The 25,440-nt window shown below is 73.0% G+C and carries 26 protein-coding genes; 17 read left to right on the forward strand and 9 right to left on the reverse strand.

Annotated elements, in window-relative coordinates; genetic code table 11:
* The first annotated feature begins 90 nt into the window (after positions 1 to 90).
* The 6 genes from AC067A_RS00700 to AC067A_RS00725 all read left to right on the forward strand — a co-directional run bounded on the left by AC067A_RS00700 (position 91) and on the right by AC067A_RS00725 (position 7,026).
* Complete coding sequence (locus AC067A_RS00700) at positions 91 to 1,719, forward strand: peptide ABC transporter substrate-binding protein (protein WP_478612570.1); 1,629 nt, start codon at positions 91 to 93, stop codon at positions 1,717 to 1,719.
* Positions 1,720 to 1,824: 105 nt separating this feature from the next.
* On the forward strand, positions 1,825 to 2,748 hold the full coding sequence (locus AC067A_RS00705; RefSeq protein WP_478612573.1) for an ABC transporter permease: 924 nt from the start codon (positions 1,825 to 1,827) through the stop codon (positions 2,746 to 2,748).
* Entirely contained in the window at positions 2,741 to 3,736 is a 996-nt protein-coding gene (locus tag AC067A_RS00710) for an ABC transporter permease (protein ID WP_478612576.1), read from the forward strand. Before AC067A_RS00705 ends, AC067A_RS00710 begins: the two co-directional genes overlap by 8 nt.
* 6 nt (positions 3,737 to 3,742) lie before the next feature.
* Complete coding sequence (locus tag AC067A_RS00715) at positions 3,743 to 4,726, forward strand: ABC transporter ATP-binding protein (RefSeq protein ID WP_478612579.1); 984 nt, start codon at positions 3,743 to 3,745, stop codon at positions 4,724 to 4,726.
* On the forward strand, positions 4,719 to 5,819 hold the full coding sequence (locus tag AC067A_RS00720; protein ID WP_478612582.1) for an ABC transporter ATP-binding protein: 1,101 nt from the start codon (positions 4,719 to 4,721) through the stop codon (positions 5,817 to 5,819). Before AC067A_RS00715 ends, AC067A_RS00720 begins: the two co-directional genes overlap by 8 nt.
* A gap of 214 nt (positions 5,820 to 6,033) precedes the next feature.
* Complete coding sequence (locus AC067A_RS00725) at positions 6,034 to 7,026, forward strand: hypothetical protein (protein ID WP_478612585.1); 993 nt, start codon at positions 6,034 to 6,036, stop codon at positions 7,024 to 7,026.
* 25 nt (positions 7,027 to 7,051) lie between these two features.
* On the opposite strand, the gene AC067A_RS00730 is transcribed toward AC067A_RS00725, so the two are convergent.
* Positions 7,052 to 9,214 (reverse strand): S9 family peptidase, encoded by a 2,163-nt coding sequence (locus AC067A_RS00730; RefSeq protein WP_478612588.1) that lies wholly within the window; start codon positions 9,212 to 9,214, stop codon positions 7,052 to 7,054.
* Positions 9,215 to 9,383: 169 nt separating this feature from the next.
* Between AC067A_RS00730 and AC067A_RS00735 the strand changes: the two genes are divergently transcribed.
* The 4 genes from AC067A_RS00735 to AC067A_RS00750 all read left to right on the forward strand — a co-directional run bounded on the left by AC067A_RS00735 (position 9,384) and on the right by AC067A_RS00750 (position 13,317).
* Positions 9,384 to 9,578 carry a hypothetical protein gene (locus AC067A_RS00735; protein WP_478612591.1) on the forward strand — a complete coding sequence of 65 codons (195 nt, stop codon included), beginning with the start codon at positions 9,384 to 9,386 and terminating at the stop codon, positions 9,576 to 9,578.
* A gap of 73 nt (positions 9,579 to 9,651) precedes the next feature.
* Entirely contained in the window at positions 9,652 to 10,542 is an 891-nt protein-coding gene (gene mshB / locus AC067A_RS00740; protein WP_478612594.1) for an N-acetyl-1-D-myo-inositol-2-amino-2-deoxy-alpha-D-glucopyranoside deacetylase, read from the forward strand.
* 8 nt (positions 10,543 to 10,550) lie between these two features.
* Positions 10,551 to 10,904: a DUF6113 family protein gene (locus tag AC067A_RS00745; RefSeq protein WP_478613468.1), complete on the forward strand. Its 354-nt coding sequence runs from the start codon at positions 10,551 to 10,553 to the stop codon at positions 10,902 to 10,904.
* A 175-nt stretch (positions 10,905 to 11,079) separates the two neighbouring features.
* On the forward strand, positions 11,080 to 13,317 hold the full coding sequence (locus tag AC067A_RS00750; protein WP_478612597.1) for a peptidoglycan binding domain-containing protein: 2,238 nt from the start codon (positions 11,080 to 11,082) through the stop codon (positions 13,315 to 13,317).
* A gap of 114 nt (positions 13,318 to 13,431) precedes the next feature.
* On the opposite strand, the gene AC067A_RS00755 is transcribed toward AC067A_RS00750, so the two are convergent.
* From AC067A_RS00755 to AC067A_RS00765, 3 genes are all read right to left on the reverse strand, one after another.
* Positions 13,432 to 13,794 carry a DUF1304 domain-containing protein gene (locus AC067A_RS00755; RefSeq protein WP_478612600.1) on the reverse strand — a complete coding sequence of 121 codons (363 nt, stop codon included), beginning with the start codon at positions 13,792 to 13,794 and terminating at the stop codon, positions 13,432 to 13,434.
* Between the two features lie 103 nt (positions 13,795 to 13,897).
* On the reverse strand, positions 13,898 to 14,755 hold the full coding sequence (locus AC067A_RS00760; RefSeq protein WP_478612602.1) for a transglutaminase family protein: 858 nt from the start codon (positions 14,753 to 14,755) through the stop codon (positions 13,898 to 13,900).
* Entirely contained in the window at positions 14,740 to 15,741 is a 1,002-nt protein-coding gene (locus AC067A_RS00765) for a GNAT family N-acetyltransferase (RefSeq protein WP_478612605.1), read from the reverse strand. Before AC067A_RS00765 ends, AC067A_RS00760 begins: the two co-directional genes overlap by 16 nt.
* Positions 15,742 to 15,853: 112 nt before the next feature.
* Here AC067A_RS00765 and fdxA point away from each other — a divergent pair, with 112 nt between their 5' ends.
* Together fdxA and AC067A_RS00775 are read left to right on the forward strand one after the other, a co-directional pair.
* On the forward strand, positions 15,854 to 16,174 hold the full coding sequence (fdxA, locus tag AC067A_RS00770; RefSeq protein ID WP_030207635.1) for a ferredoxin: 321 nt from the start codon (positions 15,854 to 15,856) through the stop codon (positions 16,172 to 16,174).
* Between the two features lie 86 nt (positions 16,175 to 16,260).
* Complete coding sequence (locus AC067A_RS00775; RefSeq protein ID WP_478612608.1) at positions 16,261 to 17,355, forward strand: bifunctional succinyldiaminopimelate transaminase/glutamate-prephenate aminotransferase; 1,095 nt, start codon at positions 16,261 to 16,263, stop codon at positions 17,353 to 17,355.
* Between the two features lie 65 nt (positions 17,356 to 17,420).
* Here the strand turns inward: AC067A_RS00775 and AC067A_RS00780 are convergent, their stop codons facing one another.
* Positions 17,421 to 17,894 carry an ATP-binding protein gene (locus AC067A_RS00780; RefSeq protein ID WP_478612611.1) on the reverse strand — a complete coding sequence of 158 codons (474 nt, stop codon included), beginning with the start codon at positions 17,892 to 17,894 and terminating at the stop codon, positions 17,421 to 17,423.
* Positions 17,895 to 18,195: 301 nt separating this feature from the next.
* Positions 18,196 to 19,155 (reverse strand): VldE C-terminal domain-containing protein, encoded by a 960-nt coding sequence (locus tag AC067A_RS00785; RefSeq protein ID WP_478612614.1) that lies wholly within the window; start codon positions 19,153 to 19,155, stop codon positions 18,196 to 18,198.
* 37 nt (positions 19,156 to 19,192) lie between these two features.
* On the opposite strand from AC067A_RS00785, the gene dapE reads away from it, so the two are divergent.
* Together dapE and AC067A_RS00795 are read left to right on the forward strand one after the other, a co-directional pair.
* Complete coding sequence (dapE, locus tag AC067A_RS00790; RefSeq protein ID WP_478612617.1) at positions 19,193 to 20,287, forward strand: succinyl-diaminopimelate desuccinylase; 1,095 nt, start codon at positions 19,193 to 19,195, stop codon at positions 20,285 to 20,287.
* Positions 20,288 to 20,396: 109 nt separating this feature from the next.
* Entirely contained in the window at positions 20,397 to 21,146 is a 750-nt protein-coding gene (locus AC067A_RS00795; protein WP_478612620.1) for an LOG family protein, read from the forward strand.
* 100 nt (positions 21,147 to 21,246) lie between these two features.
* On the opposite strand, the gene folP is transcribed toward AC067A_RS00795, so the two are convergent.
* Positions 21,247 to 22,107 (reverse strand): dihydropteroate synthase, encoded by an 861-nt coding sequence (gene folP, locus AC067A_RS00800; protein ID WP_478612623.1) that lies wholly within the window; start codon positions 22,105 to 22,107, stop codon positions 21,247 to 21,249.
* 103 nt (positions 22,108 to 22,210) lie between these two features.
* On the opposite strand from folP, the gene AC067A_RS00805 reads away from it, so the two are divergent.
* Together AC067A_RS00805 and AC067A_RS00810 are read left to right on the forward strand one after the other, a co-directional pair.
* Positions 22,211 to 22,537 carry a hypothetical protein gene (locus AC067A_RS00805; protein WP_478612626.1) on the forward strand — a complete coding sequence of 109 codons (327 nt, stop codon included), beginning with the start codon at positions 22,211 to 22,213 and terminating at the stop codon, positions 22,535 to 22,537.
* The gene (locus AC067A_RS00810; RefSeq protein ID WP_478612629.1) at positions 22,534 to 23,121 is read left to right on the forward strand and encodes a DNA-3-methyladenine glycosylase I; all 588 of its coding nucleotides are present in this window, start codon (positions 22,534 to 22,536) and stop codon (positions 23,119 to 23,121) included. The genes AC067A_RS00805 and AC067A_RS00810 overlap by 4 nt, the downstream gene beginning before the upstream one ends.
* Positions 23,122 to 23,143: 22 nt before the next feature.
* Here the strand turns inward: AC067A_RS00810 and chcB are convergent, their stop codons facing one another.
* On the reverse strand, positions 23,144 to 23,947 hold the full coding sequence (gene chcB, locus AC067A_RS00815; RefSeq protein WP_478612631.1) for a 2-cyclohexenylcarbonyl CoA isomerase: 804 nt from the start codon (positions 23,945 to 23,947) through the stop codon (positions 23,144 to 23,146).
* 312 nt (positions 23,948 to 24,259) lie between these two features.
* Between chcB and AC067A_RS00820 the strand changes: the two genes are divergently transcribed.
* A complete protein-coding gene (locus tag AC067A_RS00820; RefSeq protein ID WP_017239934.1) occupies positions 24,260 to 24,427 on the forward strand; it encodes a DUF3117 domain-containing protein in 168 nt (55 codons plus the stop codon).
* Between the two features lie 261 nt (positions 24,428 to 24,688).
* Here the strand turns inward: AC067A_RS00820 and AC067A_RS00825 are convergent, their stop codons facing one another.
* Positions 24,689 to 25,354 carry an O-methyltransferase gene (locus AC067A_RS00825; RefSeq protein ID WP_478612634.1) on the reverse strand — a complete coding sequence of 222 codons (666 nt, stop codon included), beginning with the start codon at positions 25,352 to 25,354 and terminating at the stop codon, positions 24,689 to 24,691.
* Between the last annotated feature and the right edge of the window lie 86 nt (positions 25,355 to 25,440).

Here is a 25,440-nt window from a genome sequence, read left to right on the forward strand (position 1 = left end):
CATCCGTACGGGTGCCCTGAAAATGCACAACCGCCCATGCGAGGTGATATTGGGGCCTAAGTGAGACTCAGGACATATGGGAGGCACTCCATGCGCGGAGCCACGCACGCCAAGTGGGCCGCACTGGCCACCGCCGTCGCCCTCGCGGCGACCGCCTGCGGTGGCGGCGACGACAGCGGCGGCGGCGGAGGTGCCGACGGCATCGTGAGTTCCTCGTGGGGCGACCCGCAGAACCCGTTGGAGCCCGCCAACACCAACGAGGTCCAGGGCGGCAAGGTCCTCTCCATGATCTTCCGCGGTCTCAAGCAGTACGACCCGAAGACCGGCGAGGCCAAGGACATGCTCGCCGAGAAGATCGAGACCAGCGACTCGACCAACTTCACCATCACGGTCAAGGACGGCTGGACCTTCTCCAACGGCGAGAAGGTCACCGCCAAGTCCTTCGTCGACGCCTGGAACTACGGCGCCCACCTGAAGAACAACCAGAAGAACGCCTACTTCTTCGGTCAGATCGAGGGCTACGACCAGGTCCACCCCGAGAAGGGCGAACCGACCGCCGAGACGATGTCCGGCCTCAAGGTCACGGGCCCCCAGACCTTCACGGTCAAGCTCACCCAGAAGTTCTCCACCTGGCCCATCACTCTGGGCTACGCGGCCTTCTCCCCGCTCCCGCAGGCCTTCTACACGGACCACGCCGCCTGGCTGTCGAAGCCCATCGGCAACGGCCCGTACACCGTCGACTCGTACTCCAAGGGCTCCCAGATGGCCCTCAAGCGCTGGGACTCCTACCCCGGCACCGACAAGGCCCAGAACGGCGGCATCACCCTCAAGGTCTACACCGACAACAACACCGCCTACACGGACCTGACGGCCGGCAACCTGGACCTCGTCGACGACGTGCCCGCCTCCCAGCTGAAGAACGTCGAGGCCGACCTCGGCGACCGCTACATCAACGTCCCGGCCGGCATCATCCAGACCCTGTCCTTCCCGTTCTACGACCCGGCCTGGAACAAGCCCGGACAGGAGAAGCTCCGGCAGGGTCTCTCCATGGCGATCGACCGCAACCAGATCACCGAGACGATCTTCCAGAAGACCCGGACCCCCGCCGTCGACTGGACCTCACCGGTCCTCGGCGAGGACGGCGGGTTCAAGGACGTCTGCGGCGACTTCTGCAAGTACGACGCCGCGGAGGCGAAGAAGCTCGTCGCCGAGGGCGGCGGCATCCCCGGCGGCACCATGAAGATCTCGTACAACGCCGACACCGGCTCCCACAAGGAATGGGTCGACGCGGTCTGCAACTCCATCAACCGGGCCCTCGGCAACAACACGGCCTGCGTCGGCAACCCGGTCGGCACCTTCGCCGACTTCCGCAACCAGGTCACCCAGTCGAAGATGGACGGCCCCTTCCGGGCCGGCTGGCAGATGGACTACCCGCTCATCCAGAACTTCCTCCAGCCGCTGTACTACACCAACGCCTCGTCCAACGACGGAAAGTACTCGGACCCCCAGTTCGACAAGCTGGTGAACCAGGCCAACGCCGAGGCGGACACCGCGAAGGCCATCGGGCTCTTCCAGCAGGCCGAGGAAGTCCTCCGGGACGACATGGGCGCCATCCCGCTCTGGTACCAGAACGGCAGCGCCGGCTACTCGGAGCGGGTCAGCAACGTCTCCCTGAACCCGTTCAGCGTCCCGGTCTACGACCAGATCAAGGTCAACTGACGTCGTAGCAGGTCGGAGGCGTACGGCCCGGCCCGCGGACCCCCGCGCCGCCGGGCCGTACGCCTTCCCCAGTCCTCTCCCCGGAGCCAACCCCCGGAGCCCCTCATGGGTCGATATGTGATCCGGCGGCTGCTGCAGATGATCCCGGTCTTCTTCGGCGCCACGCTGTTGATCTTCCTGATGGTGAACGTGATGGGCGATCCCATCGCCGGACTGTGCGGCGACCGCCAGTGCGACCCGGCGACCGCCGCCCAGCTGGAGAAGGAGTTCGGTCTCGACAAGCCCGTCTGGCAGCAATACCTGACCTACATGGGCAACGTCTTCACCGGAGACTTCGGCACCGCCTTCAACGGCCAGCCCGTCACCGAGCTGATGGCCAGCGCCTTCCCGGTCACCATCCGGCTCACCATCGTCGCGATCTTCTTCGAGATCGTCATCGGCATCAGCCTCGGCGTCGTCACCGGCCTCAAGCGCGGCCGCCCCGTCGACACCTCCGTCCTGCTGCTGACCCTGGTCGTCCTCTCCGTCCCGACCTTCGTCACCGGCCTGCTCATCCAGCTGCTCCTCGGCGTCAAGTGGGGCTGGATCAAGCCGGCCGTCTCGCCCGAGGCGCCCTTCAGCGAGCTCATCGTGCCCGGCCTGGTGCTCGCCTCGGTCTCGCTCGCCTACGTCACCCGGCTCACCCGGACCTCGATCGCCGAGAACAAGCGCGCCGACTACGTCCGCACGGCCGTCGCCAAGGGCCTGCCCCGCCGCCGGGTCATCAGCCGTCACCTGCTGCGCAACAGCCTCATCCCCGTCGTGACGTTCATCGGCGCCGACGTCGGCGCCCTCATGGGCGGAGCCATCGTCACCGAACGGATCTTCAACATCCACGGCGTCGGCTACCAGCTCTACCAGGGCATCGTCCGGCAGAACACCCAGACCGTGGTCGGCTTCGTGACCATCCTCGTCCTGGTGTTCCTGCTGGCCAACCTCCTGGTCGACCTCCTGTACGCCGTCCTTGACCCGAGGATTCGCTATGCCTGAGCAGCCCGAGCCGCTTGAGTCGTACGAAGAGGGCCGCGCCATCGCCCCGACCGGCGCCGGCGGCGCGTCCGACCTGGCGACGGCCGAAGGGGAGACCCTGGAGGCGAGGCCCGGCGACCCGCAGGGCACCGGCCCCGACAAGAAGCCCCGCTCGCTGTGGTCGGACGCCTGGCACGACCTGCGCCGCAACCCGATCTTCATCGTGTCGGGCCTGGTCATCCTCTTCCTCGTCGTCATCTCCATCTGGCCCCAGCTGATCGCCTCCGGAGACCCCCTCGACTGCGACCTGTCCAAGGCCCAGGAGGGCTCCCAGCCAGGCCACCCCTTCGGCTTCAACGGCCAGGGCTGCGACGTCTACACCCGCACCGTCTACGGCGCCCGGACGTCCGTGACCGTCGGCGTCCTCTCCACCCTCGGCGTCGCCGTGCTCGGCGGCATCCTCGGAGGGCTCGCCGGCTTCTTCGGCGGCGCCTGGGACGGCTTCCTCTCCCGGATCACCGACGTCTTCTTCGCCATCCCCGTCGTCCTCGGCGGCCTCGTGCTGCTCTCCGTCGTGACCAGCTCCACCGTCTGGCCCGTCATCGGCTTCATGGTGCTCCTCGGCTGGCCGCAGCTCTCCCGCATCGCCCGCGGCTCCGTCATCACCGCCAAACAGAACGACTACGTCCAGGCGGCCCGCGCCCTGGGAGCCTCCAACTCCCGGATGATGCTGCGCCACATCACGCCCAACGCCATCGCGCCGGTGATCGTCGTCGCCACCATCGCCCTCGGCACGTACATCGCGCTCGAGGCGACCCTGTCGTACCTCGGCGTCGGCCTGAAGCCGCCGACCGTCTCCTGGGGCATCGACATCTCCTCGGCGTCGCAGTACATCCGCAACGCGCCCCACATGCTGCTCTGGCCGGCCGGCGCGCTCGCCATCACCGTGCTCGCCTTCATCATGCTCGGCGACGCCGTCCGCGACGCCCTCGACCCGAAGCTGAGGTAGGGACCCATGCTGCTCGAAGTGCGTGACCTGCACGTGGAGTTCCACACCCGGGACGGGGTCGCCAAGGCCGTCAACGGCGTCGACTACTCGGTCGACGCCGGGGAGACCCTCGCCGTCCTCGGCGAGTCCGGCTCCGGCAAGTCGGTCACCGCCCAGGCCGTCATGGGCATCCTCGACATCCCCCCGGGGAAGATCACCCAGGGCGAGATCCTCTTCCAGGGCCAGGACCTGCTGAAGCTCAAGGAGGAGGAGCGGCGCAGGATCCGCGGCGCCAAGATGGCGATGGTCTTCCAGGACGCGCTGTCCTCCCTCAACCCCGTCGTCAGCGTCGGCGACCAGCTCGGCGAGATGTTCCAGGTCCACAAGGGCATGTCCCGCAAGGACTCCCGGACCAAGGCCGTCGAGCTGATGGACCGGGTCCGCATCCCCGCCGCCAAGGAGCGCGTCGGCCAGTACCCCCACCAGTTCTCCGGCGGCATGCGCCAGCGCATCATGATCGCGATGGCGCTCGCGCTCGAACCCGAGCTGATCATCGCCGACGAGCCGACCACCGCCCTCGACGTCACCGTCCAGGCCCAGGTCATGGACCTCCTCGCCGAGCTCCAGCGCGAGCTGAACATGGGCCTCATCCTGATCACCCACGACCTCGGCGTCGTCGCCGACGTCGCCGACAAGATCGCCGTCATGTATGCGGGCCGGATCGTCGAACGCGCCCCCGTCCACGAGATCTACAAGGCCCCCGCCCACCCCTACACCAAGGGCCTCCTCGAATCGATCCCCCGCCTGGACCAGAAGGGCCAGCAGCTCTACGCGATCAAGGGCCTGCCGCCCAACCTGCTGAACATCCCGCCCGGCTGCGCCTTCAACCCCCGCTGCCCCCTGGCCAGGGACCGCTGCCGCACCGACGTGCCCCCGCTCTACGACGTGACCGAGTCCCCGGTGCGGCGCGCCAGCGCCTGCCACTTCTGGAAGGAGTGCCTCCATGGCTGAGGCGATTCTCGAAGTCCGGGGCCTGCACAAGCACTACCCGCTCACCCGGGGCGTCCTGTTCAAGAAGCAGGTCGGCGCCGTCCGGGCGGTCGACGGGGTCGACTTCGACCTCGCCGCCGGAGAGACCCTCGGCATCGTCGGCGAGTCCGGCTGCGGCAAGTCGACCGTCGCGAAGATGCTGGTCAACCTGGAGCGGCCGACGGCGGGCGAGATCCGCTACAAGGGCGAGGACATCAGCAAGCTCTCCCCGCGCGCCCTCAAGGCCGTCCGCCGCAACATCCAGATGGTCTTCCAGGACCCCTACACCTCGCTGAACCCGCGCATGACGGTCGGCGACATCATCGGCGAGCCGTACGAGATCCACCCCGAGGTCGCCCCCAAGGGCGACCGGCGCCGCAAGGTCCAGGACCTCCTGGACGTCGTCGGCCTCAACCCGGAGTACATCAACCGCTATCCGCACCAGTTCTCCGGCGGCCAGCGCCAGCGCATCGGCATCGCCCGCGGCCTCGCGCTCCAGCCCGAGATCATCGTGGCCGACGAACCGGTCTCGGCGCTCGACGTCTCCGTCCAGGCGCAGGTCGTCAACCTCCTGGAGAACCTCCAGACCGAGTTCTCCCTGTCGTACGTGTTCATCGCCCACGACCTCTCGATCGTCCGGCACATCTCCGACCGGGTCGGCGTCATGTACCTCGGCCGGATCGTCGAGATCGGCACCGACGCCGAGATCTACGACCACCCCACGCACCCGTACACGCAGGCGCTGCTGTCCGCCGTGCCGGTGCCGGACCCGGAGGCCCGCGCGCACCGCGAGCGGATCATCCTCACCGGCGACGTCCCCTCGCCGGCCGCCATCCCGTCCGGCTGCCGCTTCCGCACCCGCTGCTGGAAGGCCCAGGAGCGCTGCGCCCTGGAGGTCCCCGAACTCGCCGTCCCGGCCGCCTTCCGGCTCACCGAAAGCCCGGCCAGGCACCCGTCGGCCTGCCACTTCGCCGAGGAGAAGCAGGTGGTCCCGCCGGAGGACACCGGAGCGGGGCCCGGCGAGCGGGGCCCGGGCCGCGAGCCGCCCGGCGGGAAGGGGCCCAAGTTCCTTTAACCCGAGGGCAACTTGCCCGAATCTTCTCCGATATACGGACACGGCAGGCTCGGATGCGTACGGCCGTGCGGGTGCCGTAGGCCGGCCGGGCGCCTCGCGCGTCCCGGCCGGCCGCATCCCGTCCCGGCCCGCGGCCCCGCCGTGGCGCACCCGTCTTCCGCCGTACATGCGGAACCGCTTGTTTCGGTCGGTCGCGACCGTGAGTATCGGGTCCGTGACTGTGACACGACCGGCACGTCTCACGGGCGCCGCGCTCTGCGCCGCGCTCGCCCTCATCACCGCCGTGTGGATCCTCAAGGACCTCGCCGCCCTCGGGTCGCCCACCGACCTCGCGTGGTACTGGGCCGGGGACCACTTCTTCCTGATGCGGGGGCGGGCCGCCACCTCGCTCACCGACCCGGTGCTGCTCGCCGTCTCCGCGGCCGGCGCCGTCGCCGCCCTGCGGTCCCGGCACGCGGCCTCCGCCCTCGCCGCCACCGGCACGGTCACGCTCGCCCTGCGGCTGCCCGGGCTGTGGGCGCCGGACAGCGGGGCCCTGGTCACGGCCCTCGCCGAACTGGCCCTCGCCGCCGGTCTGGTCGTCACCGCCGCGGCGGGCCGGCGCCCGGCGACCGCCGCGTACGAACAACTCCCCACCCGGCCCCCCACGGGCCGTGCCGTCGCCGCCGGCATCCTCCTCGGGGTCGCCGCCGCCGTCCTGACGGTGTGGGAGGTGTACTGGGCGAGCGAACTGCCGGCCGAGGTCACCGTCGACCGGCTCACCGGCGGCCGCTCCGTCGTCAAGCCGGCCCTCGCGCCGCCGCCCGGCTGGCTGGCGGTGATGCTCGTCGGCCTGTACGCCACGGCCGCCGGCTCCGCCTTCGCCCGGGCCCGCCACACCAGGGCGTTCGGCCTGCTCGCCGGCGGATTCCTGACGGCCGGCGGTCTCGCCGAGGTGGCGCGGGCCGTCCGGTACGAACTGGTCACCCACGCCGACGAGCTCCCCACCGCCCAGCAACTGAGCCTCCTCAGCGCCGTCTTCGGACTCCTCGCCGGCATCGCCGTGCTCGTCCTCCTCGCCGCGCGCGGCACCCAGGACCCCGCACCCGCCCCGTACGGGCCGTACGGCCCGCACACGCCGTACGGCCGGCCCGGCCCGTACGGCTCCTACGGGCCGGCCGGGGCGCTGCCCCCGGCCCCGCCCTCCCCGCCGCCGCCGGGGTGGTGACCGGGCCGGCCGCCGGGGGCGCCCGTCACCCCGCCGAGGCGAGCGCCCGCTTCAGGAAGTCCACCTGCAGCAGGAGCAGGTTCTCCGCCACCTGCTCCTGCGGGGTCATGTGCGTGACCCCCGACAGCGGCAGCACCTCGTGCGGCCGGCCCGCCGCCAGCAGGGCGGAGGACAGCCGCAGCGCGTGCGCCACCACCACGTTGTCGTCGGCGAGCCCGTGCACGATCATCATCGGCCGGGCCGGGCCCTCGGCAGCCGTGAGCCCGTCGTCGCTCAGCAGCGACTGCGCCGCGTACACCTCCGGGTCGTCCTGCGGGGTGCCGAGGTACCGCTCCGTGTAGTGGGTGTCGTACAGCCGCCAGTCCGCCACCGGCGCGCCCACGACCGCCGCGTGGAAGACATCGGGCCGCTGGAGCACCGCCCGGGCCGCCAGATAGCCGCCGTACGACCAGCCGCGCACCGCCACCCGCCCCAGGTCGAGCGGGAACCGCCCGGCCAGCGCGAGCAGCGCCTCCACCTGGTCGTCGAGCGTCGGCGTCAGGTCCCGCAGGATCGCCTTCTCCCAGGCGGGGGAGCGGCCCGGCATGCCCCGCCCGTCGGCCACGATCACCGCGAAGCCCTGGTCGGCGAACCACTGGGACGTCAGATACGGGTTGTGCGCCGCGACCACCCGCTGCCCGTGCGGACCGCCGTACGGATCCATCAGGACCGGCAGCGGCCCGTCGCCCTCCTCGTATCCCGAGGGCAGCAGCACCGCGCACGGGATGCGCCGGGCACCGGCCTCGGTGAGCCGCACCCGGGCGGAGATCACCGGCCGTTGCGCGTCCGAGGCCACCACCGCGACCTGCTCGCCGTCCCGCAGCACCCGCGCCACGCTCCCCGGCTCGCCGGGCCGCGCCGACACCAGGACCGCGACCGCCCCGCAGCGCACGGCCGCGTGCACCCCGACGCCCTCCGAGAGCCGCCGGGCCCCCTTCGCCGCCGACACCCGGTACACGTGGATCTCGCCGGTCTCCGGCCGCGCCGCCGCCTCGCCCGCCGACGCCGACACGAGCACGTCGTCCGCGCCGACGTCGAGCACCGCCCGCACGTGCAGGTCCGCGCCCGTCCACGCGTCGTCGCCGACGGCCAGGACGCGCGCCCCGCTCTCGTCCGAGATCCGCACGAGCCCGCCACCGGGCCCCCACGCGGGCACCCCCCGGTGCGGCTCCAGCCACGCAGGGTCCGCCTCCACCCGCACGACGGAGGTCGTCCCCGACTCCACGTCCACCGCCAGGAACGCCTGCTCCCGCTGCTCCCGGGTCTGTACCAGCAGCAGCGGCGCCCCGGCGGCCGACCAGTGCACCCGCGCGAGGTACGGATACCGCTCCCGGTCCCACACCACCTCGGCGCGCGCCCCGTCGAGGCCCACCAGGAGGAGCCGCACCTCCGCGTTCGCCGTCCCCGCCGCCGGGTACCCCACCCGCTGCGGCTCCCGCTCCGGATGCGCCGGGTCCGCGATCCACCAGCGCCGCACCGGCCGGTCGTCCACCCGCGCCACGAGCAGTCGATCCGCGCTCGGGGACCACCAGTAGCCGCGGTCGCGCCCCATCTCCTCGGAGGCGATGAATTCGGCCAATCCGTAGGAGACGTGCCCGTCTTCCGGAGCGGCGAGTTCCCTGTCGCCCGAGCCGTCCGCGCCCACCACCCGCAGCGCGCCCTCCGTGACGTACGCGACGAGCCGCCCGTCCGGTGAGGGGCGGGGGTCGACGACCGGGCCCGGCACCTCCAGGTCCCGAGCCGTCCCCGCCCGCAGTTCCGCCGCGAACAACCGTCCCGACAGGGCGAACGCCGCCAGCTCCACCGCCCCGTCCACCGCGTACGTCACGATGCCGCCGGAGCCCTCCCGGCTCCGCTCCCGGCGCGCCCGCTCCTCCGGCGACAGCTCCTCCTCGGCGCCCGCGAGCAGCACCGCCGGGTCGGCGACGAGCCGCTCCACCGGATCGCCGCCCGGCGGCAGGTCGAGCACCCACAGCCGGTGCGAGCGGTCGGCGCCCGAACCGGAGCGGACGAACACCACCCGTTCCCCGTCCGGGGAGACCGAGAACCCCCGCGGAGCGCCCAGGGTGAACCGCTGGGTCCGGGCGAGCTGGCGCGGGAAGGAGAGCGGGGCCCGGGGGGTGGCCGGCTGCTGTGGAGTCGAGGTCATGAGGCCGAAAGTAGCGCTGTGCGCCCCCCGCGTGCCTCCGTCCGCCGATCGATGCGATGGCACGGATAGTTATGATCCGTAGCGCTAGGTGGGTATGTACCCGACTGGCACATGCGCGCTGCCCTGTCCGCTCGAATATCCGACCGAAGAAGTGTGGAGGTGAACCGCCGTGGCACTCTCGATTTCGGCGGTGGTGCTGCTGGCGATCGTCGTCTTCCTGCTGATCCGGAAATCCGGGCTGAAGGCTGGACATGCGGCGGTCTGCGCGCTCCTGGGCTTCTACCTGGCGAGCTCGTCCATGGCCTCGTCGATCAGCACCTTCACCACGAACGTGGCGGGCATGATCGGCGGCCTCAAGTTCTGACCCGGAGGGGTTCCGCCCCGGCCGGGCCCCGGGGTTCGGAACTCGCGCGGGAGGGGTCTCGTAGGGTGGGGACATGACCGATCTCCCCGCCCGTCGTCTGCTCCTCGTGCACGCGCACCCGGACGACGAGTCGATCAACAACGGCGCCACCATGGCCAGGTACGCGGCCGAGGGCGCCCTTGTCACCCTGGTCACCTGCACGCTCGGCGAGGAGGGCGAGGTCATCCCGCCCGACCTCGCCCATCTGGCCCCCGACCGGGAGGACCGGCTCGGCCCGCACCGCGTGGGCGAACTCGCCGCCGCGATGCGCGAGCTGGGCGTCACCGACCACCGCTTCCTCGGTGGCCCCGGTCGCTTCCGCGACTCCGGAATGATGGGCGTCGAGCAGAACAGGCGCGACACCGCGTTCTGGAACACCGACGTCGACACCGCGGCCCCGTACCTCGTCGAGGTGATCCGCGAGATCCGCCCGCAGGTCCTGGTCACCTACGACCCCGACGGCGGCTACGGACACCCCGACCACATCCAGGCCCACCGGGTCGCCACCCGCGCCGCCGAACTCGCCGCCGATCCCGGCTACCGGCCCGACCTCGGTCCCGCCCACACGATCGCCAAGGTCTACTGGAACCGCGTGCCCCGGCCGGTCGTCGAGGAAGGGTTCGCCCGGCTCCGCGCCGAGGGCTCCGCCTTCCCTGCCGTCGCGGCCGTCGACGACGTCCCCGGCGTCGTCGACGAGGACCGGATCACCGCCGAGATCGAGGCCGCTCCCGAGCACGCGGCCCGCAAGAGCGCCGCCATGGCCGCGCACGCCACCCAAGTCGCCGTCGACGGTCCCTTCTTCGCCCTCTCCAACGACCTCGGCCAGCCGATCCTCACCACCGAGTACTACGAGTTGGCCCAGGGCACCTCCGGCGCCCCCGCCGGCGTCCGCGAGACCGACCTCTTCGCGGGGGTGACCGCGTGAGCGCCGCGATGCCCTCCCCGGCCGTCCGATATGCCTGGTATGCCCTTCTGGTCGTCCTCGGCGCCCTCGTCGCCGCCGCCGGCGCCCTGGTCCAAGCGGCCTGGTTCCCCGGCGGCTTGTTCCTCGCGCTGCTCGCCACCGCCGCCCTCTTCTACGGCGGGCTGCGGGCCACCGGCACCCAGGTCGCCGTCGCCGCGGCCGGCGGCGGCTGGCTCGTCGTGATCGTCCTGCTCAGCCTCGGACGCCCCGAGGGCGACGGGGTGTTCGGCGGAGGCGTCGGCGAGCTGGTCTACCTCTTCGGGGGAATGGCCGTCGCTGTGATGTGCACCACGCTCTCCCGGCTGCCGCGACCGACCCCCTGAACAGGACTACTTGAGTCCGGGGACGTCCCGACTTCGGCCGGAATGACCGTCGTACGTCACCGGGGGATCGGGTGCGAGACGGCGGCGGACAGTATGGTGGTGCGCGCCGCCGAACCGCCCGGGTTACACGAGCATCTGCAAGAGCGGGCGGTGGAGCCAACCGGGAGATCCTGCTTTGAGTCGTGAATCTGGTCGAGAGACTGACAATTCGTCCTCCGGCGCCCAGGGGCGCGGTGGAGCCGCGTACCCCTCGGGTACACCGCCGTACGGATCCCGCCAGTATCCGTCGCTCCACCCCACGCAGGACGCGCCGGAGGAGACCCCTGCCGCGCCCGCGCCGCCGGAGGAGCCCAAGACGGAGACGACCCTGACGACCCGGATCCGGATCAACATCCCGGGTTCGCGTCCGATCCCGCCGGTCGTGGTCCGCCAGACGGTCAACGAGGCACCCGCCGCGGAGCCCGAGCCCGAGCCGGCCCCCGCCGCCGAGCCGGAGCCCGCGCCCGCGGCCGCCCCGGAGCCGCCGCGTGCCGAGGAGGCCCCGAAGGCGAAGGGGACCAGCGACTGGTTCGCCCCGCGCAAGGCGGCGGCCCCCGCGCCCGCCGCCCCGGCCCTGCCCGCCGCCCCGGCGCCCAGCCTCAAGCCCGCCCCGCAGGCCCCCGGCCCGGACACCCAGGGCACCGGCTTCGCCGGCTCGGCGACCTCCGGCGTCCCGACCGTCGGCAGCACCCCGTCGAGCCGCCCGGTCACCCCGGCCCAGGCCACCGGCAACCCCCTCTACGACAGCGGCACCCCCGCCGGCGGCACCCCGAGGTACGACGGGACCCCGGCCGGCGGAACCCCGATGTGCACCGGCACCCCCGCGGGCGGCACGCCGAGGTACGACGGGACCCCGGCCGGCGGCATCCCCGGGTACGACGGGACGCCCGCGGGCGGCACGCCGAGGTACGACGGGACCCCGGCCGGCGGCACGCCGAGGTACGACGGGACCCCGGCCGGCGGCACGCCGAGGTACACCGGCACCCCCGCCGGCGGCACGCCCGCCCACCACGGCCCCGCGGCCCCCGCGGGCCCGACCACCGGGCCCGTCACCGGCACCGCGAACCTCGGCGGCCCCGGCCCCTTCCAGGGCCAGGTCCCCGGCCGGCCGCAGGGACAGTCCCCGGCGCAGGGGGCGGGCTCCCCGTTCCCCGGCGGCGCGGCCCCCCGCATGTCGGACGACACCGCGATCCTCACGCCGCAGGCGCCCGCCCCGGCGGCCGGACGGCCGTCCGGGCCCGGACGGGCCGCGCAGGCCGACGGCGGCGCCGGCCACGTCTCCGGGGACACGCTCACCAGCGGCATCCCCGTGGTCCCGCCGACCGCGGCCCGGCCGAACCCCACCCCGCGCCTCGACGAGCAGGCGAGCCCCGCGCCCGCCCCGGCGCCGCGTCCGGCGCCCGCGCCCGCCCGCGCCCCGGCGAAGAAGGGCCGCTCCAAGCTGGTCCTCGTCGCGGCCGGCGTCTTCGGCCTGGCCGGCGTCGCGTACGGCGCCGGGCTCCTCCTCAACCACTCCGACGTCCCGAAGGGCACCACCGTCCTCGGGGTGGACATCGGCGGCGGCACGAAGGAGGAGGCCGTCAACAAGCTGGAGGCGGCCCTCGGCACGCGCGCCCACGCGCCGCTCCAGCTCGGCATCGGCGGCGACAGGGTCCAGCTGGCCCCCGACAAGGCGGGCCTGGCGCTGGACAGCCAGGAGACCGTCCGCGCGGCGGCCGGCAGCGACTACAACCCGGTCTCCGTCATCGGCTCCCTCTTCGGCGGCGAGCGGATCGCCCGGCCGGTCTTCCCGGTCGACAAGGAGAAGCTGGCGGTCGCCCTCACCGACCTGGCGGGCAGCTCGGCCTCGGCGACCGAGGGCACGATCCTCTTCGCGCCGAACAAGGTGACCGCGGTGCCGGGCAAGCCCGGCAAGGGCCTGGACGTCCAGCGCTCGATGATCTCCGTCCAGGACGCCTTCCGCGCCCAGGTCGAGACCGGCCAGGGCCGGCTCGTCGAACTCCCGGTCACCACCCGGCAGCCGACGATCACCCAGGCCGAGCTGGACCGGGCGATGAAGGAGTTCGCGACGCCCGCCATGTCCGGCCTGATCCGGATCCAGGCGGGCGGCAAGAAGATCGACTTCGGTCCGGCGCGCTCCCTGCCGCAGATCCTCTCCATGAAGGCCGTCGACGGCCACCTGGTCGAGGTCTACGACAAGAAGGCGATCGACCGGCTCCTCGACGGCGCCTTCGACGGCATCATGATCACCAAGGGCGACGGCACCAAGCACGAGGTCTCCGCCGACGACGTCGCCTTCGTGATGCGCGACGCCCTCCGCGGCAAGACCCTCGCCGAGCGGACCAAGACGATCGACCTCAGCGGCGAAGGCTGACCGCACCCGCCCCGGCGTCCGAGCCCCCGTCCCCTCCCGGGACGGGGGCTCGCCGCGTGGGGACGCGGGCGCGTGGCGGCGCGGGGCGCGTCAGGAGTGTCCGCGCCAGGAGGGTCAGTGCGCCACGAGCACGGCGGAGAGGGCGAGCGCGCCGGGCAGGGCCTGGGCGAACAGGATGCGGCGGTTGGCGGTGGCGGCGCCGTAGAGGCCCGCGACGACGACGCAGGACAGGAAGAACACCTGGGCGCCGAAGCCGGTCGGGTCGTCCGCGACGAGGCCCCAGACCAGGCCTGCGGCGAGGAAGCCGTTGTAGAGGCCCTGGTTGGCGGCCATGGGCGCGGTGGCCCGGGCCATCCGGGCGTCGAAGCCGGAGAACCCCCGCCCGGTCTCCTTCTCCCACAGGAACATCTCCATCACCAGGATGTAGGCGTGCAGCAGGGCGACGAGGGCGACGAGGATGTCCGCGGTCAGTGGCATGCCCGCATTCTGCCCCCGCCCGCGCCGGGGCCCGGGCGTGACGCGTGGGCGGCCGCCGGGCCCGTCCGGAAGGCGGAGCCGGGCGGGGCCTTCCGGACGGAACCTAGTTGAGCAGGGCCCTCGCCGCCTGGGCGCGGCGCCGGATGGTGGTCGCCGAGTCGGGGTCCACCGCGTCCATCACCTGCGCGTACGCCTCCATCTCCCGCGCGCCCGTCAGGAACTCCCCGCGCTGGACGAGGAGTTCGGCACGCTCGTAGCGGAGCCTGGCCGGATGGGAGGGGAGCAGCAGGGAGAGCTCCACCGCCCACAGGGCCACGTCGGAGCGCTCGGGGCGGGACGCGGCCCAGGCGCGGATGTTGTTCAGGATGCGCAGCACGATCGCGCCGGGCTCGGCCGGGCGGAGCATCGAACGGTCGAGCGCCTCGCCCGTCGCGCTCGCCACCAGGAGCTCGGCGTCGGCGCCGGTCATGGCGCGCCCGCCCGCGAACGGGTCGGCGAGGTTCAGGTCGGCCGGGTCGCCGAAGCCCACGACGAAGTGGCCGGGCAGGCCGAGGCCGTACACGGGGGCGCCGGCCCGGCGGGCGACCTCCATCCAGACCACGGAGAGCAGGATCGGCAGACCCCGCCGCCGCCGGAGCACCTCGTGCAGGAGCGAGGACTCCAGGCGCTGGTAGTCCGCCGGCACCCCCTCGAAGCCCTCGCGGACGCCGAGGAGCGCCGCGAGCTCGGCCGCCCAGCCGCCGGTGATCCGCGTGGCGTACGGGACGAGCCCGGCGAGGCGGTCGAGTTCGATCTCGGCCTCGTCGAGGTCGCGCCGGGTCACGGCGGGGTCGGCCACCGCCCCGACCAGCAGGCACAGCCGCGCCAGGTCGGGCCGCTCCGCCCGCGCCTCCTCGGCGAACTCCCGCCGCCAGTCGTCGTCCCCGTCCGGTGGTCCCTCCGCCGTCACGCCTCCGCCCATCGGTAGTGGTGGTAGTGGTGGTGGGCCGCGAAGCCCATCCCGTCGTACAGCGCCCGCGCGCCGTCGTTGTCCGTCTCCACCTGGAGCCAGGCCGCCGACGCGCCCTCGTCCAGCGCCTGTCGGGCGAGGGCCGTCATGACGGACGTCGCCAGGCCGCGGCGCCGCTGGTCCGGGTCGACCTCGACGGCCATGAAGCCGGCCCAGCGCCCGTCCACGACGCAGCGGCCGATGGCCGCCGGTACCCCACCCGTGCCCGCCACGGACGCGAACCACACACTCGGCCCGGAGGCGAGGACGGACCGGACCGCCGGGCCCGCCTCCGCGAAGCGCCGGTAGCGGCTCAGCCAGGCGTCGTCGACCGTTCGCGAGAGGCGTACGGCGGAGACGTCGGCGTCGAGGTCGCCGATCGGGGCCAGGGCGGCGACGCGCACCTCGGCGGAGACCTCGCGCCGCCAGCCGTGGCGGTCGAGTTCGGCGCACAGGAGCTCCTGCGTGCCCTCGGCGCCGGTCGCGGTCTGGACGTACGCGGGCAGGCTCCGGGCCGCGTACCAGTCCCGCACGCGGATCAGCGCCTCGGCCACCGGCAGCCCGGGCTCCCCGAGCGGAAGCGCCGAGTTGGCCCGGCGGGTGAACCCGTCGGAGGCCCTGAGCGTCCAGTCGCCGAGCGCCTCGCTCTCCAGCGGCAGCCACGCGCGCGCGGTGGCCCTGGCGAGTTCGGGGAAGGTCGCGGAGGGGCCGCGGCGGCGGGCCGGGGCGGCCGGCACGACCTTCCCCGCGACCAGCGAGGACTCCGCGATCCGGACGCCTTCACCGTCCTTGCGTGTGATCAGGAGCACACCGGAGTCCCATGATGTGAGAACTCCGACCGCATCGGTGTATTTCCCGCCCGCGGCCGACATCCCCGTCACGCACCGAACGGAGACACGTTTTCCCACGTCAGCGCTGGTGATGCGGACCTCAAGGCGCCCTCCGCCGGTGAATTCCACAGCTTCTCCGCCCCTCCTGTTCGGATCGCACCCAAGAACGGAGATACTAGGGGCGGGCATCGACGACGCCGCGCTCCCGCGCAGACCAGCCCTATCGAGGAGGAACGACAGCGTGACCTACGTCATCGCGCAGCCTTGTGTCGACGTGAAGGACAAGGCGTGCATCGAGGAGTGCCCCGTCGACTGCATCTACGAGGGCAAGCGGTCCTTGTACATCCACCCGGACGAATGCGTCGACTGTGGGGCCTGTGAGCCGGTCTGCCCGGTCGAGGCGATCTTCTACGAGGACGACACCCCGGAGGAGTGGAAGGACTACTACAAGGCGAACGTCGAGTTCTTCGACGACCTCGGTTCGCCCGGTGGTGCCTCCAAGCTCGGCGAGATCGAGCGGGACCACCCGTTCATCGCCGCCCTGCCGCCGCAGAACGGCTGATCGACCGCATCCGGTCCCGTACGGCCTCGGCTGCCGTACGGGACCGAGGCGTTTTCCCGTACGCAAGAGGAAGTGAGAGCCAACCCGTGAGCGCAGTCTCTTCGCGCCTGCCCGTCTTCCCCTGGGACAAGCTGGAGCCGTACAAGAAGACGGCCCAGGCGCACCCGGACGGAATCGTGGACCTCTCCGTCGGCACCCCCGTCGACCCGGTCCCCGCGCTGATCCAGGACGCCCTGGTCGCGGCGGCGGACTCGCCGGGCTATCCCACGGTGTGGGGGACGAAGGAACTGCGGGACGCGCTCACCGGCTGGTGCGGGCGGCGCCTCGGCGCGGTGGGCTTCGCCCACGAGAACGTCCTGCCGGTGGTGGGCTCCAAGGAGCTGGTGGCCTGGCTGCCGACGCAGCTGGGGCTCGGCGCCGGGGACAAGGTGGCGTACCCGCGGCTCGCCTACCCGACGTACGAGGTCGGCGCGCGGCTCTGCGGCGCGGAGCCGGTGGTCTACGACGACCCGACCGAGCTCGACCCGGCCGGGCTGAAGCTGCTCTGGCTCAACTCCCCGTCCAACCCGACCGGCAAGGTCCTGGGCAAGGACGAGCTGACCCGGATCGTGGCCTGGGCGCGCGAGCACGGCGTGCTCGTCTTCTCCGACGAGTGCTACCTGGAGCTGGGCTGGGAGGCCGACCCGGTCTCGGTCCTGCACCCGGACGTCTGCGGCGGTTCCTACGACGGCATCGTCGCCGTCCACTCGCTGTCCAAGCGCTCCAACCTGGCCGGCTACCGGGCCGCGTTCGTCGCGGGCGACGCGGCCGTCCTCGGCGAGCTGCTCCGGATCCGCAAGCACGGCGGCATGATGACCGCGGCCCCGGTCCAGGCGGCCACGGTCGCCGCGCTCGGCGACGACGCGCACGTGGCCGAGCAGCGCGAGCGGTACGCGGCCCGGCGGGCGGCGCTGCGGGCGGCCCTGGAGGCGCACGGCTTCCGGATCGAGCACAGCGAGGCGAGCCTGTACCTGTGGGCGACCCGGGACGAGCCGTGCTGGGACACCGTGGCGTACCTGGCGGAGAAGGGCGTCCTGGTGGCGCCCGGCGACTTCTACGGCGAGGCCGGGGAGCGCTTCGTGCGGGTGGCGTTCACGGCGACGGACGAGCGGGTCGAGGCGGCCGTCAAGCGCCTGGGCTGAGTACGGAACGCCGGAGGGCCCGGGGAGCGAAAGCTCCCCGGGCCCTCCGTGCGTCGTGGCGCCGGTCAGCCGATGGGCAGGCCGCCCAGCGGCGCGGCGCCGAGCGCCTGGCCGGTCGGCAGGTTCCCGAGGCCGCCGCCGAGGGCGCCCCCGGTCGGCGCCTCGGCGCCCTCGGCGGCGGCGCCGGCCGTCTTGCCGACGACCTCGCCCGCGCTGCCGGCCGTGTCGCCGGCCACCTTCTGGGCGGCCGGGGTGGCCGTCTTGCCGGCGGCGCCGACGGCCTTGCCCGTGGCGGGGACGGCCGTGCCGACGGCCTGGCCGCCGGCGGCGCCGACGACGCCGGTGGTGGTCTGGGAGGCGCTGTCGACGGCGTTGCCCGCGCCCGCGGCGTCCAGGGCGGTGACGCCGCCGAGGGCGCCGGTCGGGACGATGCCGTGGTCCAGGGCGCTCGCGGAGCCGGCCGCACCGACCACGGGGGCTGCTCCGGCCGCGATCAGGAGGGCGGCGCGGGCGATCCGGCGGGTCAGGGGGAGGGACATGGTGCTCCTTCGACGAGGTGCGACGTGTGCGTTCGGACGCAGTGACAACCGGCCCTGGGGCGGGAGAGGTTGCGGAGGTCGAAGGTAAAGAGTTGGCAATGCGTCGTATTGTCGGGTGGGGAGGAAAACGGACGAACGCGTCATTGTGCGGGAGCCTGCCGAACCGTCACTTCCCTTGTGTCACAAGGGACTTGTGGGGGTGGAGTGACGCCGGGAAACTCGGGCCCGGCCGCGTGTCGAATTCCTCGCGCGCCGGACGGCGCCGTGCCACCGCCGAGTGAACGACCGTACGCGTGACCGGCTACTGCGCGAGGCGGACGCGGACGTACTCGACGCCGGATTCCCCGCCGGTCTTCGCGTCGTCCGCGGCCGGCGCGCCCGAGGACTTCGACCAGCCGCCGTCGGCCTCGCCCGCCCGCCACACCCGGTCCCGGTACCCGACCTCCGCGACGCGCAGCTCGTCCGCCCGCGCCACCGCCCACTGCGCCAGCTCCCAGCCGCGCCGCCCGTCCGCGCCGGACCCCGGCGCCGAGCCGCCCGCCGCCCGCACCGGCAGCGTGAGCACCACGGGCTCCGACGCCGACCGGCCCGCGCTCGGACCGCCCGTCACCGCCTCCGGGGCCGCCTTCTCGCCGAAGGCGCGCACCAGCTCCGCGCGGAACCGCTCGGGATCGCCCGGCGGCCCCTCCACCTCGCTCGTCGTACAGATCAGCGCGGCCGCCGACCGGCCCGTCAGCGCGGCCGAGAGGAGCGTGGCGTCCGGCTCGTGCTTCGCGTACGCCTGCGGGTAGCCGCTCCGCTGCACCTTCTGCGCCGCCACCGTCAGCGGCAGCCGCGAGTACCCCGGGACCTTCTCCAGGCCCGCGTAGAACTTCCCCGCCGAGTAGACCGGGTCCATGATCTGCGCCGGCGTCCCCCAGCCCTGCGAGGGCCGCTGCTGGAAGAGGCCCAGCGAGTCCCGGTCGCCGTGCTCGATGTTCCGCAGGCCCGACTCCTGGAGCGCCGTCGCCAGCGCGATCGTCACCGCCCGCTCCGGCAGCCCCCTGGTCGTGCCCACGGCGGAGATCGTCGCCGCGTTGGACGCCTGCTCCGGAGTGAACTCGTACCGGTTCTCACCGCTGCCCACCGTGCAGCGTGGCGCGCCCTTGCTCCCCGTCACCTGGTGGACGGCCACGTAGGAGGCCAGGCCGAGGAGCACGGCGAAGGCGGCCGCGGAACGGGCGAGGCGGCCGCGACGGCGGGGGCGGGTGGGCTCGGACACGGGCCCACCGTACTGGAGGGCGCGTTAGGGTCGGCACATGGCAGACATCACCCCGCTCGACGGCCCCCTCGACCTGTACCAGGACGGGGCCGCGCTCACCGCCGCCCTCGTCGACTTCCCGTCCGTCAGCGGGACCGAGCAGCCGCTCGCGGACGCGATCGAGCAGGCCCTGCGCCTCCTGCCGCACCTCACCGTCGACCGGTACGGCAACAACGTCGTCGCCCGGACCCGCCTCGGCCGCGCCGAGCGCGTCGTCCTCGCCGGCCACATCGACACCGTGCCGATCGCCGACAACGTGCCCTCGCGGCTCGACGAGGACGGCATCCTGTGGGGCTGCGGCACCTCCGACATGAAGTCCGGCGTCGCCGTCCAGCTGCGGATCGCCGCGACCGTCACCGAGCCCAACCGCGACCTCACGTTCGTCTTCTACGACAACGAGGAGGTCGCCGCCGACCTCAACGGCCTCGGCAAGATCGCCGCCGCGCACCCCGACTGGCTGGAGGGCGACTTCGCCGTCCTCCTGGAGCCCTCCGACGCCCAGGTCGAGGGCGGCTGCCAGGGCACGCTGCGCGTCATCCTGCACACGGCGGGCGAGCGGGCCCACTCCGCGCGCTCCTGGACGGGCTCCAACGCCATCCACACCGCCGCCCCGATCCTCGCCCGCCTCGCCGCCTACGAGCCGCGCAAGCCCGTCATCGACGGCCTGGAGTACCACGAGGGCCTCAACGCCGTGGCGATCACCGGCGGCGTCGCCACCAACGTCATCCCCGACGCCTGCGCCGTCACCGTCAACTACCGGTACGCGCCCGACCGCTCCCCGGCCGAGGCCCTCGCCTACGTCCGGGAGTTCTTCGACGGCTGCGACATCTCCGAGTTCGTCGTCGACGACGAGAGCCCCGGCGCCCTGCCCGGCCTGTCCCACCCGGCCGCCGAGGCCTTCATGAAGGCCGTCGGCGGCAGCGCCCAGCCCAAGTTCGGCTGGACCGACGTCTCCCGGTTCAGCGCCCTCGGCGTCCCCGCCGTCAACTACGGACCGGGCGATCCGATCTACGCGCACAAGCGGGACGAGCACGTCCCCGTCGACCGGATCCACCACTGCGAGGCACGGCTCCGCGACTGGCTCACTGCCTGACTTCCGTAATTTCGCGTTTCGTCACCTCTGTCGTCCTACTCTGGCCGGACCAGAAGATCAGTTGGCGGTCGATCGACAGCTGATCGCCGATCGGCGGAGGGAGCAGGCCATGGGCATTCCCGAGGGAATGGCGAAGCCCGAGGAGCAGCGTCTCGGTCCGGTGCTGCGGCGCAGGGACCAGGTCCAGCCGGGGACGACGGACCAGCGGCTGCTCGACACCGAGGGTGACTCGGAGTGGGTGCACACCGACCCCTGGCGCGTCATGCGCATCCAGTCCGAGTTCGTCGAGGGCTTCGGCGCCCTCGCCGAACTGCCGAGCGCCATCAGCGTCTTCGGCTCCGCCCGCACGAAGCAGGACTCGCCGGAGTACGAGGCGGGCGTACGGATCGGCCGCGCGCTCGTCGAGGCCGGCTTCGCGGTCATCACGGGCGGCGGCCCGGGTGCCATGGAGGCGGCAAACAAGGGCGCGCGGGAGGCCAAGGGCGTGTCCGTCGGCCTCGGCATCGAGCTCCCCTTCGAGCAGGGGCTCAACCAGCACGTCGACATCGGCGTGAACTTCCGCTACTTCTTCGTCCGCAAGACGATGTTCGTGAAGTACGCGCAGGGCTTCGTCGTCCTGCCCGGCGGCCTCGGCACCCTCGACGAGCTCTTCGAGGCGCTCACCCTGGTGCAGACCCGCAAGGTCACCCGCTTCCCGATCGTGCTCTTCGGCACGCAGTACTGGAAGGGCCTCGTCGACTGGCTGCGCGACTCCGTCGTCGCCGGCGGCAAGGCGTCCGAGCGCGACCTCCTCCTCTTCCACGTCACGGACGACGTGGACGAGGCGGTCGCCCTGGTGACGAAGGAGACCGGCAAGTAGGTGCGCCGCCCGGGACCGGCCGGCTCGTGCGCACCCGCCTCCGGGGACGGAGCGGGTGGCGCGACCGGCCGCCCTCCCGGCGGCACCCCCGGCCGCCCCGTCAGGCCAGCCCGCGCCGGGCCACGGCCGGCGGCCGGTGCCCGGCGATGGACGCCACCATGTCCAGGACCTGCCGGGTCTCGGCGACCTCGTGCACCCGGTACACCCGCGCCCCGAGCCAGGCCGACACCGCCGTCGTCGCCAGCGTCCCGAGCACCCGCTCCTTCACGGGCCGGTCCAGCGTCTCGCCCACGAAGTCCTTGTTCGACAGGGACACCAGCACGGGCCACCCCGTGTCCGTCATCTCGCCGAGCCGGCGGGTCGCCTCCAGGCTGTGCCGGGTGTTCTTCCCGAAGTCGTGGCCCGGGTCGATCATGATCGCGTCCCGGCGGACGCCCAGCGCCGCCGCCCGCTCCGCGAGCCCGACCGTGACGCGCAGGATGTCGGCCATCACGTCGTCGTACCCCACCCGGTGCGGCCGCGTCCGGGGCTCCGCGCCACCGGCGTGCGTGCAGACGAGGCCGGCGCCGTACTTGGCGGCCACCTCCGCGAGACCCGGGTCGACCCCGCCCCACGCGTCGTTGAGGACGTCCGCGCCCGCCTCGCAGACGGCCGCGCCGACGTCGGCCCGCCAGGTGTCCACGCTGATCACCACGTCGGGGTGGCGCCTGCGGACCTCGGCCACGAAGCCGACCGTGCGGCGCGCCTCCTCCTCGGCCGTCACCTCCTCGCCGGGGCCCGCCTTGACCCCGCCGATGTCGATGATCGCCGCGCCCTCGGCGACCGCCTGCTCGACCCGGGCGAGCGCCGGCTCGTCCCGGAAGGTCGCGCCCTGGTCGTAGAAGGAGTCCGGGGTCCGGTTCACGATCGCCATGATCACCGGCTCGTGCGGCCCGAATTCACGCCGTCCCAAGCGCAGCATCCCTTTTGTCCTCCCTCGCGTCCGTTCGCCTGTGACCCTAACCGCCGGTGGCGCATGGCACGATCGGCACGGGACGATTTCCACTCCGGGGAGAGGCGCGCAGGTGTTCTGGTTTCTGCTCATCACGATGGTCGTGGTCGTGGCCGCGGTGACCCTGGCCGTGGTCGGCGGCGGCGACAGCGAGGTGCTGCCCGAGGTGGCGCCCGAGCAGCTCGTCGACCCCCTGCCGGCGGCCCGGCCGGTGGACCGCGCCGACGTCGAGGCGCTCCGCCTCCCCGTCGCCGCTCGCGGCTACCGGATGGCGGACGTGGACGACGTCCTGGTCCGGCTGGGAGCCGAGATCGCCGAGCGGGACGCGCGGATCGCCGAGCTGGAGGAGGCCCTCGCCGGCGCCGCCGCGGGCCCGGACCGCGAAGGCGACCAGCAGTGACCGGCGGGGCGGTCCCCGGCCCGGACGGGCGGCTCCGCTGCCCCTGGGGCCTGTCGGCCGAGGACTACGTGACGTACCACGACGAGGAGTGGGGCCGCCCGGTCCACGGCGACGACGCGCTGTTCGAGCGGCTCTGCCTGGAGGCCTTCCAGTCGGGCCTGTCCTGGATCACGATCCTGCGCCGCCGCGAGGGCTTCCGGCGGGCCTTCGCCGACTTCGAGATCGCCTCGGTGGCCGGCTTCGGCGAGGCGGACCGCGAGCGGCTCCTCGCCGACGAGGGCATCATCCGCAACCGCGCCAAGATCGACGCCACCCTCGCCAACGCGAAGCTGCTCGCCGGCTGGGACCCGGGCGAACTCGACACCCTGATCTGGTCGTACGCCCCCGACCCGGCGACCCGGCCCGCCCCGCGCACGGTCTCGGACGTCCCGGCGGTCACGGACGAGTCCACGGCCCTCTCCAAGGCCCTCAAGAAGCGCGGCCTGCGCTTCATCGGTCCCACCACCGCCTACGCGCTGATGCAGGCCTGCGGCCTGGTCGACGACCACGTGGCCGACTGCGTGGCCCGGGGCGGCGGCCGGTAGCCGCCCGCCCCGGACGGGGGCCTCAGCGGCCCAGGTAGCGGGGCTTCTCCTTGGCGATGAAGGCGCGGACCGCGATCGTGTGGTCCTCGGAGGCGCCGGCCAGCGTCTGGAGCTCGTCCTCCTTCTCCAGGGCCTCGGCGAGCGAGTGGTCGGCGCCGTACGCCAGGGACTCCTTCAGCGCCGCGTACGCCACGGTCGGGCCCTCCGCGAGGGTCCGGGCCACCTTCACGGCCTCGGCGGCCAGGTCGGCGGCCGGGACCAGGCGGTTCACGATGCCGAGCTCGTACGCCTCCCGGGCGCTGATCGACCGCGGGAAGAGCAGCAGGTCGGAGGCGCGGCTCTGGCCGATCAGCCGGGGCAGCGTCCAGGACATGCCGGAGTCGGCGGTGAGCGCGACCCCCGCGAAGGAGGTGTTGAAGGCGGCCGTCTCGGCGACGACCCGGTAGTCGGCCGCGAGCGCGAAGCCGAAGCCGGCCCCCGCCGCGACGCCGTTCACGGCGGCCACGACGGGCTTCCGCATGCCGGTGAGCGCCTTGACGATCGGGTTGTAGTGGTCGCGGACCGTGTTCATCGTCTGGCTCGTGCCGGACTCCTTGTCCGCGAGCAGCAGACCCACGTGTTCCTTCAGGTCCTGGCCCACGCAGAACGCCCGGTCGCCCGCCGCGGTGAGCAGCACCGCCCGAACGGCGGGGTCCGCCGAGGCCGTCTCCGCGGCGTCCCGGAGGGCGACTTTCGCCGCCACGTTCATCGCGTTCATGGCCTCGGGCCGGTTGAGAGTGATGGTGGCGAGACCCTCGCTCACCTCGTACAGCACCGTGTCGGCCATGGGGTTCCCTTCGCCTCATTGCGTGGTTGACCAGCCCAGCATGGCGGAGATCACCCGCCCCGCACATGTGAGCTGCGTCAAAGAACAGGGGAGCCGGGGCGGAGGGCGAGCGGCGAAGTATCGCAGGCCGGTCGCCGAATTATGGGGTTTTGCGGAAGCGCGTTGCGCAAGCGATGCAGATCGATGTTGGTCATCGGGTCCTGTGATGCGGGATAATGACCTGGAAGCAATGTGTTCGAAGCCGGTGACTCGTGCTCCACACCAAGGAGCTGCCCGGCTGACGATGAGCTGGTTTCAGGAAGGGGAACAAGCATGGCGGCCATGAAGCCGCGGACGGGTGACGGCCCGCTCGAGGTGACCAAGGAGGGGCGGGGCATCGTCATGCGCGTACCGCTCGAAGGCGGCGGTCGGCTTGTCGTCGAGCTGACCCCGGGCGAGGCCGAGGCGCTGGGCGACGCCCTGAAGAAGGTCGTCGGCTGACCCGACCCTCCACGATTTCCTTCCGCTGCCCCGGTACGGTCCGCCGTGCCGGGGCAGCGGTGCGTCCGGCACCCTCCCGGCGACCGGCGACCGGCGACCGGCGACTCCACGACCCCGGTGGCCCCGCGACCCGCTGATCCGGTGGCCTCGCGACCTGTGCCCCGGCGACCCGCTGACTCCACGACCCGCGCGACCCCGCCGACCACCCGGGAATCCGAGAGTCCGGGAATCCGAAAATCCGGGAATCCGGGCGCGCGACCGTCAGCCGCGCCGGACCCCGCAGAGCAGGCCGTCGCCGACCGGCAGCATCGAGGCCACCAGGTCCTGGCTCTCGCGCACGGCCCGCAGCAGTTCGCGCAGCCGCTGGACCTCCGGCGGCTGGGCCCCGGAGTCGACCGTGCGGCCGTCCGCGAAGACCCCTTCGAAGCAGACGAGCCCCCCAGGTCGCAGCAGGCGCAACGATTCAGCGAGGTAGTCCAGGTACTCCAGCCGGTCGCCGTCGCAGAACACCAGGTCGTACCCGCCGTCCGCCAGTCGCGGCAGGACGTCCAGGGCGCGGCCGGGGATGAAGCGGGCCCGGTTGCCGGCGAAGCCCGCGGCCCGGAACGCCGTCTTCGCGAGCTGCTGCCGCTCCGGCTGGAGGTCCACCGTCGTCAGCACCCCGTCCGGCCGCATCCCGTGCAGCAGGTAGATGCCCGACACGCCCGTACCGGTGCCGATCTCCGCCACCGCCTTGGCGTCCGCCGTCGCGGCGAGCAGACGCAGCGCGCCACCGGTGCCGGGGGACACCGAGGGCAGCCCTGCCTCCCGGGCCCGCTCCCGGGCCCAGCGCAGAGCCTCGTCCTCGGCGACGAAGGCGTCGGCGAACGACCAGCTCGTCTGCCGGTTGGCGGTAATGGCCCTCTCCTGTCCCCGTAGTTGACGCAACGGTGACTGTATCCGCTGCCCACGGGAACCTGCTGATGGGACCGGGCGTTCACCAGGGGAAGGACGCGGCAGGAGGCGGCCGGGAG

Source organism: Streptomyces sp. NPDC043176, from assembly GCF_056436715.1.

Coding starts and splice junctions, on each gene's coding strand:
- AC067A_RS00700 (WP_478612570.1), top strand. CDS start 91: ATGCGCGGAGCCACGCACGCCAAGTGGGCCGCACTGGCCACCGCCGTC.
- AC067A_RS00705 (WP_478612573.1), top strand. CDS start 1,825: ATGGGTCGATATGTGATCCGGCGGCTGCTGCAGATGATCCCGGTCTTC.
- AC067A_RS00710 (WP_478612576.1), top strand. CDS start 2,741: ATGCCTGAGCAGCCCGAGCCGCTTGAGTCGTACGAAGAGGGCCGCGCC.
- AC067A_RS00715 (WP_478612579.1), top strand. CDS start 3,743: ATGCTGCTCGAAGTGCGTGACCTGCACGTGGAGTTCCACACCCGGGAC.
- AC067A_RS00720 (WP_478612582.1), top strand. CDS start 4,719: ATGGCTGAGGCGATTCTCGAAGTCCGGGGCCTGCACAAGCACTACCCG.
- AC067A_RS00730 (WP_478612588.1), bottom strand. CDS start 9,214: ATGACCTCGACTCCACAGCAGCCGGCCACCCCCCGGGCCCCGCTCTCC.
- mshB (WP_478612594.1), top strand. CDS start 9,652: ATGACCGATCTCCCCGCCCGTCGTCTGCTCCTCGTGCACGCGCACCCG.
- AC067A_RS00745 (WP_478613468.1), top strand. CDS start 10,551: ATGCCCTCCCCGGCCGTCCGATATGCCTGGTATGCCCTTCTGGTCGTC.
- AC067A_RS00755 (WP_478612600.1), bottom strand. CDS start 13,794: ATGCCACTGACCGCGGACATCCTCGTCGCCCTCGTCGCCCTGCTGCAC.
- AC067A_RS00760 (WP_478612602.1), bottom strand. CDS start 14,755: ATGGGCGGAGGCGTGACGGCGGAGGGACCACCGGACGGGGACGACGAC.
- AC067A_RS00780 (WP_478612611.1), bottom strand. CDS start 17,894: ATGTCCCTCCCCCTGACCCGCCGGATCGCCCGCGCCGCCCTCCTGATC.
- dapE (WP_478612617.1), top strand. CDS start 19,193: ATGGCAGACATCACCCCGCTCGACGGCCCCCTCGACCTGTACCAGGAC.
- AC067A_RS00795 (WP_478612620.1), top strand. CDS start 20,397: ATGGGCATTCCCGAGGGAATGGCGAAGCCCGAGGAGCAGCGTCTCGGT.
- folP (WP_478612623.1), bottom strand. CDS start 22,107: ATGCTGCGCTTGGGACGGCGTGAATTCGGGCCGCACGAGCCGGTGATC.
- chcB (WP_478612631.1), bottom strand. CDS start 23,947: ATGGCCGACACGGTGCTGTACGAGGTGAGCGAGGGTCTCGCCACCATC.
- AC067A_RS00820 (WP_017239934.1), top strand. CDS start 24,260: ATGGCGGCCATGAAGCCGCGGACGGGTGACGGCCCGCTCGAGGTGACC.